We start from the raw sequence: 9,885 nt of genomic DNA on the forward strand, positions 1-9,885 counted from the left end.
CAAGATTATAGAGATTTTGCTTTTGTATGGAGATAAATTAGAACAGTTTGAAGATGTGATGATGAAATCTAATGACGACGGTGAGATTGAACATGTCGTTGAATTCAAGGAATACAAAGTTTTCCATAGGATATATCTCAGTCTGCAAGAGGATGAGGTTGAGCTTGCAAATCCTTTGTTTAGGGAATTATTTAATGATCTAATTAATTTTTATCTGCAAAATGATAGCTTTAATTTAGAGCACTATTTGATGCGATTACAACCCGAGTTTGCTCAAGAAGTAACCGATATTTTAATGGAAGAGGAGCGCTTAGTGATGCACAACTGGGAAGGTCAAAATATCTTTCCTAAATCTAAAAACGATACCATAAGTCAAAATGTATCTGAAACCATCTTAACGTTACGTTGGTACTTAGTAGGAAAGATTATAGATGAACTAAAAAGCTCCATATTACCTGATGCAGATAATACGGAGCCTATGACTCTAATAAAAGATTATAATGAATTGACTCGCGCCTTTTCTAAAAAATTAGGTAGAGTAATGTCTCGTTTTTAATTAAACGATCTCTAGTGTTTTAGCTTTATTGACTAAGTCAACCAAGTTAGTTACATTAAGCTTCGTTAATAAACGTAGTTTATAAGTACTAATCGTTTTTTCGTTCAAGCCTAAAATATCAGCTATTTCATGGTTTTTCTTACCACCACTTAAATAACGTAATACTTCAACTTCACGGTTAGAAAGTTTTCTATATAAACGCTCACTTTTACTTTGCTTAGCAATTAAAGCTAGGTTCTTCTTAACAGTTTCATTCATGATAATCTTACCTTGATTAACTTTGATGATAGACTGTCCAAGAGTTTCTAGTTTTTCCTGTTTGTGAACGTATCCAGATACACCAGCTTTAATGGCGTTAGGGGCATATATTTGCTCAGAAAGTCCACTAAAAATAATAATCTTTGTTTTTGGGAAGTTTTTCAAAATCGACTTGACTTCAAAAATACTAGAAAGACCTTCTAATTCTAGATCTAAAACTAGGACATCAACTTCTTTAGTGAGCAAGATATCGCGGATCATCAAAAAGCTACCTACATTGGCAACAATTGAGATTTCAGCGTGTTCTTTAAAATAAGATTTAACGCCAAAATGTACTACGGGGTAATTATCGGCAAAACAAACTTTTATCATAATAATTAATTATTTTAAGTTGTTTGTTACTAATCATTCATAAATTTAATAAAAAAATTTTAATTATTACTAAAATTCCTTACAAATAAAAATATTAACGATTAATTTTACAAACGGGTATTGCATTCATTTTATGTTGGTTGGTGGTATTTAATTTTATATAGATGTCAAAGACCTCTTTTTGCCTGCCATTAAAGTCGTTTGAGGACTTTCCTGCCTCAGCTTCTAGCATGGCCCATTCAAGTTCATCATACGATGCTCCTAATTGGTCTTCATCTGTTTTTTCATTGCCATATAATCCATCTGACGGCTGTGCTTCTAATATGGATTGGGGTACATTTAAGTAAGCAGCTAAAAGGAATACTTCGGATTTCATTAAGTCAGCAATAGGACTTAAGTCAACGCCTCCATCTCCGTATTTGGTATAAAAGCCTACGCCAAAATCTTCTACTTTGTTTCCAGTTCCTGCTACTAATAAGCCATTAACTCCGGCAAAGTAATATAAGGTAGTCATTCTAAGTCTAGCTCTAGTATTGGCTAGTGTTAAACTTAATTTATCTTCAGGGTAATCAGTGGAAACAGTAGATTTAAAAGTTTCGAATAAAGTCGTTAAGTCCGCTTCCACACTGCGCACATTTGGAAAGCGATCTTTTAATTGCTGTATGTGTTCCTTAGCTCTATTAACATGACTTGAGTGCTGATGAATAGGCATTTCGATACACAATACATCAAGACCAGTTTGAGCACATAATGTCGAAGTAACGGCTGAATCCACGCCACCCGATATTCCTACAACAAAGCCGTTGACTTTTGCGTTTTGCGCATAATTCTTTAACCAATTGACAATTTGATTATTTACTTTTTCGATTAGAATAGTATTATTTTTAGTCATAAATTGTTTAAGTTTTCGAAACTTGCAATGTATCTTTGCTGAAAATTACTAAAGTTTCTCTTTAACACCTTGTTATGTAGGTGCAAATTTAAATAAAATATAATGAAAAAGTGCCTTATTTTGTTTATACCCTTGTTTTTTTTGTCATGTAATCAAAAAAGTAAGCAAGAATCTGCTATTGCTGATGCATCAATAGAGATAGGTGTAGTGCGTTTCGATAAAATTTTCTTCGAAACACCACCCGATCAATTGCAGAAAATTAAGATGGAATTTCCTTTTTTTTTTCCTGAAGGGAACGATGATGCTGTATGGATTGAGAAAATGCAAAATCCGCTATGGCGAGAATTGTACCAAGAGGTTCAGAAAAAATATCCAACTAATGACAAGCTTAAAGCTGATTTTGAATCGCTTTTCAAGCACATTCAATATTATTTCCCAAAAACGAAAACTCCAAAGGTAATTACTGTAATCTCTGAAATGGATTATGATAATAAAGTTATTTACGCGGATAGCTTAGTAATTGTGTCGCTAGAAATGTACTTAGGGAAAGAGCATAAGTTTTATCAGTTTCCTAAATATATCAAGCAAAACTTCGAAGAGAATCAAATTATGCCTGATGTTGTTAGTAGTTTCTATAAAAAAGTAAGTCCCCCTAATCTCGATAAAAAATTATTGGGTAGCATGGTTGAAGCGGGAAAAGAACTATATATGAAAGAGTTGTTTTTGCCTGAGGCACCTGTAAATGAACTGATAGGTTATACGCCGGAGCAGCTGACTTGGTGCGAGGAAAATGAAAGCTATATTTGGCGTTACTTCATTGACAAAGAATTATTGTACAGCGATGATCAAAAGCTTATTCCACGCTTCATTAACCCAGCTCCTTTCTCTAAGTTTTATTTAGAAATCGATAATGAGTCGCCGGGAAAAGTTGGTGCATATATAGGTTGGCAAATTGTTAACTCTTATATGAAAAACAATGAAGTATCTTTGCAGCAATTATTGCAAACGAATGCGCAAGAAATATTTAAGAAATCCAAATATAAACCCAAAAAGTAATGTCAGATAATAATAGATCAGAAATTAAGTTTTTAGTTGAACTAGATGAGAACCGAGTGCCAGAGAAATTGTTGTGGTCGGCGCAAGATGGTGGTATTGAATTAGCAGAGTCAAAAGCGATTATGCTTTCAGTGTGGGACAGCAAAGTAAAAGAAAGTATGCGTATTGATTTATGGACCAAAGACATGCCTGTTGATGAAATGAAAATTTTCTTTCATCAAACCTTAGTAGCCATGTCCGATACTTTTTTTAGAGCTACTGGCGATGAAAAAATGACCGATACCATGAAAGATTTCTGCGATTACTTTGCTGAGAAATTAGAACTTAAGCAGTAAAGGATAGTCATAAAAAAACGCAAAGCTTACTGTAAGCTTTGCGTTTTTTTTATTTAAAAGTGTAGTATTCTAAAACTGGTTATTGTTTTTGAAAACTTCTTGATTTACTTCGTCGATGTAGCTTAAAAGCTCTTCTTTCCCTATCGATTCTGTAGCAGATGTAACAAAATAATGAGGCATTTCGGCCCAATTATTAGCGAACATGTTTTTCTTATACGCTGCAATGTGGGAATCAATTTTTACTTTACTAATCTTATCTGCTTTGGTAAATATAATGCAAAACGGAATTTCGCTTTCGCCCATGTAACTCATGAATTCCACATCGATCGCTTGCGCTTCGTGGCGGATATCAATCAAAACAAAAGCACAAACTAATTGTTCTCTCGTTTCAAAATAATCAGTAATAAATTGTTGAAAAACTGATTTTGTCTTTTTAGATACTTTAGCATAACCATATCCTGGTAAATCGACCAAAAACCAGTTCGAGTTTATTAAAAAGTGATTGATAAGCTGTGTTTTTCCTGGACGACCTGATGTTTTGGCTAATTTTTTGTGATTAGTCAACATGTTGATCAATGATGATTTCCCAACATTAGAACGACCTATAAAAGCGTATTCAGGTAAAAAGTCCTTGGGACATTTAGTAACATCTGAATTGCTAATTACAAACTCGGCGGTATTTATTTTCATATTATTTTTGTTAATCCTTGCAGCGCGCGACTACAGATTGGTTTTAGTAAGCCACTCTTCTAATAAACGATTAAATTCATCAGGGTGTTCCATCATAGCTGCGTGACCACATTTGTCAATCCAATACAAGGTTGAATTAGGAAGTAATTTGTTAAACTCGGTTGCCACATCTGGTGGTGTTACCTTGTCGTTTTTCCCCCAAATAATACCCGTTTGCACGTGCATTTTTGGTAAATCTTTAGCCATGTTGTGGCGGATAGCACTCTTAGCAATGGTTAACGTCTTGATAAGTTTGATTCTATCGTTTACCGTTGCGTAAACTTCATCAATTAGGTCAGGAGTTGCGATTTTTGGATCGTAAAATACATCTTCGGCCTTCTTCTTAATGTATTCATAATCACCTCTTTTTGGGTAACTATCGCCCATTGCGCTCTCGTATAGACCAGAGCTACCGGTAATCACTAGTCCAGCTACTTTTTCCGGATACATTTTAGTATGGTACAATGCGATATGTCCACCTAATGAATTTCCTAAAAGAATCACTCGGTCAAAGCCTTTAAAAGTGATAAAGTCTTTGACGTATTTAGCAAAGCTTTTAACATTCGTTTTTAAAAGACTTTGTGTATAAATTGGTAAGTCAGGAATAACTATTTTATATCCTTTTTCAGAAAAGTAACTTGCCACACCATCAAAGTTACTAAGGCCGCCCATTAAGCCGTGTAGGATCACAATAGGTGTGCCTTCTCCTGCTTCATAATAGCTGTATCTGCCTTCTTTTTTATAGTTTTTGTCCATCTTTTTGACTGCGTATTTTCAATTTTCACAAATATAGGATTTAAAAAATTAAAAAGAATTTTTGCACTCTTTTTTTAAGAAGATTATTTAATAAATCTCATTTTGATTCGCGGACTTTGTCAAAAGCTAAGTGGTTTTATGGTTTATTTGGAACTAAGAAAAAAGAACCGTTTAGGTTAAATTTTTACAGAAAAATAGCTGTCTGTTTTATATGGCTGCACATTATTCATTTGAGTTTGCTAAAGTTGGTAACAATCTGATTCTAGTAAAATTAGGGTTTTTAGGTAAGAAGTGGTTAAACTTATTAACAAAGTGGTATATTGTGGTAAAATGTGGTAGAATTTTTTATATTTTTGCTTTAAATCAATTCTAAAATTATTCTGTTGAATACAATAGTTGGAACATATGAATGCAAGGTCGATGCGAAAGGAAGGGTGTTACTACCCGCTCCTTTGAAGAAGCAATTGACGCTTTCTCTTCAAGACGGGTTTGTCTTGAAGCGTTCTGTATTCCAGCCATGTTTAGAGCTGTATCCAATGGAAGAGTGGAATTTGATGATGCAAAAAATCAATAAGCTTAACCGCTTTGTAAAGAAAAACAATGATTTTATCCGCAGGTTTACAGCTGGTGTAAAGGTTGTTGAAATTGATGCTTTAGGAAGGTTGCTTGTGCCAAAGGATTTAGTTGCTTTTTCAAATATTTCTAAAGAGGTGGTTTTCTCTTCGGCGGTAAATATTGTTGAAATATGGGACAAAGACCTTTATGAGCAGTCTATAAGCGGAGAGGATATTGATTTTGCAGATTTAGCAGAGGATGTAATGGGAAATATAAATGACGACGACAATGGAATATCATAATCCAGTTTTGCTGAAAGAAAGTGTTGATGGTTTAAATATTAAGCCTGATGGGATATATGTTGATGTTACTTTCGGTGGAGGTGGGCATTCAAGAGAGATTTTAAGTAGGCTAGGTCCTGAAGGTAAGTTATTTGCTTTCGATCAAGACCAAGATGCTTTGGCGAATGCTATCGATGATGATCGTTTTGTTTTGATAAACGAGAACTTCCGATTTCTAAAACGTTTTTTACGCTTTTATGGTGCGAAAAATGTAGACGGGATTTTAGGAGATTTAGGGGTTTCTTCTCATCAATTTGATGTTCCTGAAAGAGGATTTTCTACTCGATTCGATGCCGAATTAGATATGCGAATGAATCAAAAAAGTGATTTAAATGCCTACAAGGTGGTTAATGAATACGATGATGCGAATCTAAAACGTGTTTTTTATGATTATGGTGAGTTGAAAAATGCTCCTGCGCTAGCGCGAACAATCGTTGAAGCAAGAGAGACTCATCCTATTAAAACCACAGATGAATTAAAAGAAGTTTTAGCTAAATATTTACCCGAAAAAGTACGGAATAAGGTGCTTGCGCAAATATACCAAGCCATACGAATAGAGGTGAACCAAGAAATGGATGTTTTAAAAGAATTTTTGGAGCAGTCCTTGGAAATCTTAAAACCTGAAGGAAGATTGAGTGTTATCTCTTACCATTCTCTAGAAGATCGATTAGTTAAAAGGTTTATAAAAAACGGAATGTTTGAGGGAGAACCTGAACGCGATTTCTTCGGAAATTTTTCGGTCCCATTTAAAAGTGTAGGTAAATTAATTATTCCAAACGCTGCCGAAATCAAACTAAACAATAGAGCAAGAAGTGCTAAGTTAAGAATTGCTGAAAAAAAATAACGCCACTATGAAAGCGAGTATTTACAATATATTAAAAGCAAGATTTTTAATTAATGGCGATGCAACCAAGAACTGGCGTTTTATTGTGTTTGTAATTATTTTGGCGATAATCATGATAGCAAATACCCAGCGCTACGAGCAAAAAGTTTTTAAAATTGCTGCACTAACAAGTCATGTAAAGGAACTACGATCGGAGTTTGTAGACAGACGCTCGCAATTAATGAAGTTACGAATGGAGTCGACCGTATCGAACAAGATGATTGAAAAAGAAATTTTTCCATCGACAGTACCACCAATAAAAATCAAAGTTAAAAAAGTAGAAGAGCAAAGTTTTCTAAAAAAATTATGGCAATAGACGATAAAAATATATCCTATAGAATCTACCTTGTTGCATTTGCGATCTTATTTATGGCGTTTTTAATTGCCTTTAAGCTAACAAATATTCAATGGGTCGAAGGAGCTTATTATCGTCAATTAGCTAAAGAGCGTACGGTTAGAAACTTTGTGATTCCTGCTAATAAAGGAAATGTCTATTCTTCTGATGGCAGTTTGCTAGCAACCTCAATTCCAAATTATGTCATTCGCTTTGACGCAAAAGCACCCAAAAGAGAGGTTTTTGAAGATAATGTGAAGTTGCTTTCGGATTCCTTGGCTACTGTTTTAGGAAAACCATCAAGCTGGTACCTTAACGAACTTAGAAAAGCGAGAGCAACAAATAACAGATATTATCTAGTAGCTCGCGATTTGAGTTATACGGATTATATGAAAATTAAGGGTTTCCCTTTGTTTAAATTAGGTGCTTACAAAGGCGGAATTATTGTCGAGCAAAAAACCGTAAGGGAACATCCAATTGGGAAAATTGCCGAGCGAACCATTGGTTATGAGCGAACTAGTAGTAACGGACAAGAAGAAGGTAGAGGTATTGAATGGGCTTACAAAGACTACCTTAATGGGAAAGACGGTAAGATCCTGAAACAGAAAATTGCCAAAGGGCAGTGGAAACCCATTCGTGATGTAAATGAAGTAGATCCGCAAGATGGTTACGATGTGATATCAACTATTGATGTAAACATTCAGGACATTGCGCATCATGCATTATTGAAACAATTAGAAGATTACGAAGCAGATCACGGTTGTGTCGTTGTAATGGAAACAAAAACAGGTCACATTAAGGCAATCTCTAATTTAGGTCGAGGTTCAGATGGAACCTATTACGAAACCACTAATTATGCCGTAACCGAGTCTCACGAACCTGGTTCGACCTTTAAGCTAGTGGATTTAATGGCCATTCTTGAAGATAAAGTAGCAGATACGAGTACGGTTTACGATACTCATGGCGGAGTAGTAAAGTATTACGGAAGATCCGTACGTGATTCGCATACCGGTGGTTATGGAAAAATTTCATTAGGTAGGGGTTTTGAGCTATCATCTAATACAGTGCTTGTTCAAGCTGTCTATAACAACTATAAAAATAATCCGTCAAAATTTGTTGACCATGTAAATTCTTATGGATTAAACAAGAAGCTAAATATGGATTTTAAAGGCGAAGGAAGGCCTTTTATCCCGCAACCTTCGGATAAAAATTGGTCGAGTATATCACTTCCGTGGATGGCATTTGGGTACGGAGTATCTGTTACGCCTATGCAAACATTAGCCTTGTATAATGCTGTTGCAAACAATGGAGTGATGATTAAGCCGCGTTTTGTTTCAGAGATTAAAGAATGGAACAGAACCATAAAAAAAATGGGTGTTGAGGTAATCAATCCTAAAATATGTTCAAATGAGACTTTGTCTAAGGTACGAGCAGTTTTGGAAAATGTAGTCAAAAGAGGAACGGCTTCCAAACTATACTCGAAAGACTTTTCGATGGCGGGAAAAACAGGGACGGCTGCAGTAAATTATTCTAAAGATGGTGGATCGGGTAAATATTACGCCTCTTCTTTTGTTGGGTATTTTCCGGCTGACAAACCGAAGTATTCTTGTATAATAGTAGTTCATAAACCGAGTACGGTTAATAACAATTACTATGGAGCGGATGTAGCTGGACCGGTTTTTAAAAGAATTGCTCAAAAAATATTTACAGACATCCCGTCTACCAATGAAATTAAAAATCTAAACCGCAAGATTCCTAAGCAAGAGGATAATTACAATACGTATTACGCTAAAATGCAAAAAGGGCGTAAAGCCATGCCTAATGTTAAAGGCATGCCTGGGATGGATGCCATTGCTTTACTCGAAAATTTAGACGTAAAAGTGAAAGTAGTAGGGATGGGAAAAGTTAAGTCTCAATCGTTGCAAGCAGGTGAGAATTTAGTAAAAAACACAACAATAACATTAGAATTACTGTGATCATACTTAAAGACATATTATATAAAGTAGCTATTGAATCGGTTCAAGGTTCGACGGATAACGCTATTGGTAAAATTGAATTTGATTCTAGAAAATTAGAAACTAAAGATGTTTTTGTTGCCATTCGCGGATCGCTTGCTGATGGACATGATTTTATAGATACTGCCATTAGTCTCGGTGCTAAAACCGTTGTTTGTGATACTTTGCCTGATAATTTAGACAAGAGCGTTACCTATGTAAAGGTTGCAGATACTAATGAAGCATTAGCTTTTATGGCGGCTAATTATTTCGGCAATCCCTCTTCTAAACTTAAACTAGTTGGTATAACAGGTACAAACGGGAAAACAACTATTGCGTCGCTATTGTACCAATTATTTAAAAAAGCAGGATATAAAGTTGGATTGCTTTCGACGGTGAAGATCATGGTTGATGAGGTAGAGTACAAGGCTACTCACACCACGCCTGATTCGGTTACTATAAATCAGTACCTAGCTGAAATGGTTTCTGTAGGTGTTGATTACTGTTTTATGGAAGTTAGCTCGCATGGAATTCATCAAAAAAGAACAGAAGGGTTGCAGTTTGCTGGTGGTGTCTTTACCAATTTGTCTCATGACCATTTGGATTATCATCCCACTTTTGCAGAGTACAGAGATGTGAAAAAATCGTTCTTTGACCATTTACCTAAAACAGCTTTTGCATTAACAAATGCTGATGATAAAAATGGCGCTGTAATGTTTCAAAATACGGTTGCAACCAAACGTACGTATGCACTAAAATCCTATGCCGACTTCAGAGCTCAGATTTTAGAAAGTCAATTGTCGGGTCTGTTGCTTAAAATTGAT

At 35.2% G+C, this 9,885-nt stretch carries 11 protein-coding genes and 1 pseudogene; 8 read left to right on the top strand and 4 right to left on the bottom strand.

Annotated elements, in window-relative coordinates:
* Nucleotides 1-556 (top strand): annotated as a pseudogene (locus P8M54_RS16200) (DNA primase); the annotation flags it as partial.
* On the opposite strand, the gene P8M54_RS16205 reads toward P8M54_RS16200, so the two are convergent.
* Both P8M54_RS16205 and nadE read right to left on the bottom strand, forming a co-directional pair.
* A complete protein-coding gene (locus tag P8M54_RS16205; protein ID WP_300289088.1) occupies nt 557-1,186 on the bottom strand; it encodes a response regulator transcription factor in 630 nt (209 codons plus the stop codon). It lies immediately after the preceding pseudogene.
* Between the two features lie 94 nt (nt 1,187-1,280).
* Nucleotides 1,281-2,078, bottom strand: a complete 798-nt coding sequence (gene nadE, locus P8M54_RS16210; RefSeq protein ID WP_300289089.1) for an NAD(+) synthase — start codon at nt 2,076-2,078, stop codon at nt 1,281-1,283.
* Between the two features lie 102 nt (nt 2,079-2,180).
* On the opposite strand from nadE, the gene gldB reads away from it, so the two are divergent.
* Nucleotides 2,181-3,134 carry a gliding motility lipoprotein GldB gene (gene gldB, locus P8M54_RS16215; protein WP_300289090.1) on the top strand — a complete coding sequence of 318 codons (954 nt, stop codon included), beginning with the start codon at nt 2,181-2,183 and terminating at the stop codon, nt 3,132-3,134.
* The gene (gene gldC, locus P8M54_RS16220; RefSeq protein ID WP_300289091.1) at nt 3,134-3,469 is read left to right on the top strand and encodes a gliding motility protein GldC; all 336 of its coding nucleotides are present in this window, start codon (nt 3,134-3,136) and stop codon (nt 3,467-3,469) included. Before gldB ends, gldC begins: the two co-directional genes overlap by 1 nt.
* Nucleotides 3,470-3,538: 69 nt before the next feature.
* On the opposite strand, the gene yihA is transcribed toward gldC, so the two are convergent.
* Nucleotides 3,539-4,159 (bottom strand): ribosome biogenesis GTP-binding protein YihA/YsxC, encoded by a 621-nt coding sequence (gene yihA, locus P8M54_RS16225; RefSeq protein ID WP_300289092.1) that lies wholly within the window; start codon nt 4,157-4,159, stop codon nt 3,539-3,541.
* Nucleotides 4,160-4,189: 30 nt separating this feature from the next.
* Nucleotides 4,190-4,954: an alpha/beta hydrolase gene (locus tag P8M54_RS16230; RefSeq protein WP_300289093.1), complete on the bottom strand. Its 765-nt coding sequence runs from the start codon at nt 4,952-4,954 to the stop codon at nt 4,190-4,192.
* 383 nt (nt 4,955-5,337) lie between these two features.
* Here P8M54_RS16230 and mraZ point away from each other — a divergent pair, with 383 nt between their 5' ends.
* The 5 genes from mraZ to P8M54_RS16255 all read left to right on the top strand — a co-directional run.
* Nucleotides 5,338-5,811 carry a division/cell wall cluster transcriptional repressor MraZ gene (gene mraZ, locus P8M54_RS16235; protein ID WP_300289094.1) on the top strand — a complete coding sequence of 158 codons (474 nt, stop codon included), beginning with the start codon at nt 5,338-5,340 and terminating at the stop codon, nt 5,809-5,811.
* Nucleotides 5,786-6,694, top strand: coding sequence for a 16S rRNA (cytosine(1402)-N(4))-methyltransferase RsmH (rsmH, locus tag P8M54_RS16240; RefSeq protein ID WP_300289095.1), 909 nt, complete (start codon nt 5,786-5,788; stop codon nt 6,692-6,694). The genes mraZ and rsmH overlap by 26 nt, the downstream gene beginning before the upstream one ends.
* A 7-nt stretch (nt 6,695-6,701) precedes the next feature.
* Nucleotides 6,702-7,049: an FtsL-like putative cell division protein gene (locus P8M54_RS16245; protein ID WP_300289096.1), complete on the top strand. Its 348-nt coding sequence runs from the start codon at nt 6,702-6,704 to the stop codon at nt 7,047-7,049.
* On the top strand, nt 7,040-9,043 hold the full coding sequence (locus P8M54_RS16250) for a penicillin-binding protein (protein WP_300289097.1): 2,004 nt from the start codon (nt 7,040-7,042) through the stop codon (nt 9,041-9,043). Before P8M54_RS16245 ends, P8M54_RS16250 begins: the two co-directional genes overlap by 10 nt.
* Nucleotides 9,040-9,885, top strand: an 846-nt coding sequence (locus tag P8M54_RS16255) for a UDP-N-acetylmuramoyl-L-alanyl-D-glutamate--2,6-diaminopimelate ligase (protein WP_300289098.1), incomplete at its 3' end; no start/stop codon positions are given. The genes P8M54_RS16250 and P8M54_RS16255, both read left to right, overlap by 4 nt.

This window comes from Flavobacterium sp. (genome assembly GCF_029242675.1).
Taxonomy (GTDB): Bacteria; Bacteroidota; Bacteroidia; order Flavobacteriales; family Flavobacteriaceae; genus Flavobacterium.

Bases quoted from the DNA above. Each gene is read 5' to 3' on its own strand.
- gldC (WP_300289091.1), top strand. From the start codon at position 3,134: ATGTCAGATAATAATAGATCAGAAATTAAGTTTTTAGTTGAACTAGAT.
- yihA (WP_300289092.1), bottom strand. From the start codon at position 4,159: ATGAAAATAAATACCGCCGAGTTTGTAATTAGCAATTCAGATGTTACT.
- rsmH (WP_300289095.1), top strand. From the start codon at position 5,786: ATGACGACGACAATGGAATATCATAATCCAGTTTTGCTGAAAGAAAGT.
- P8M54_RS16230 (WP_300289093.1), bottom strand. From the start codon at position 4,954: ATGGACAAAAACTATAAAAAAGAAGGCAGATACAGCTATTATGAAGCA.
- P8M54_RS16245 (WP_300289096.1), top strand. From the start codon at position 6,702: ATGAAAGCGAGTATTTACAATATATTAAAAGCAAGATTTTTAATTAAT.
- gldB (WP_300289090.1), top strand. From the start codon at position 2,181: ATGAAAAAGTGCCTTATTTTGTTTATACCCTTGTTTTTTTTGTCATGT.
- P8M54_RS16250 (WP_300289097.1), top strand. From the start codon at position 7,040: ATGGCAATAGACGATAAAAATATATCCTATAGAATCTACCTTGTTGCA.
- nadE (WP_300289089.1), bottom strand. From the start codon at position 2,078: ATGACTAAAAATAATACTATTCTAATCGAAAAAGTAAATAATCAAATT.
- P8M54_RS16205 (WP_300289088.1), bottom strand. From the start codon at position 1,186: ATGATAAAAGTTTGTTTTGCCGATAATTACCCCGTAGTACATTTTGGC.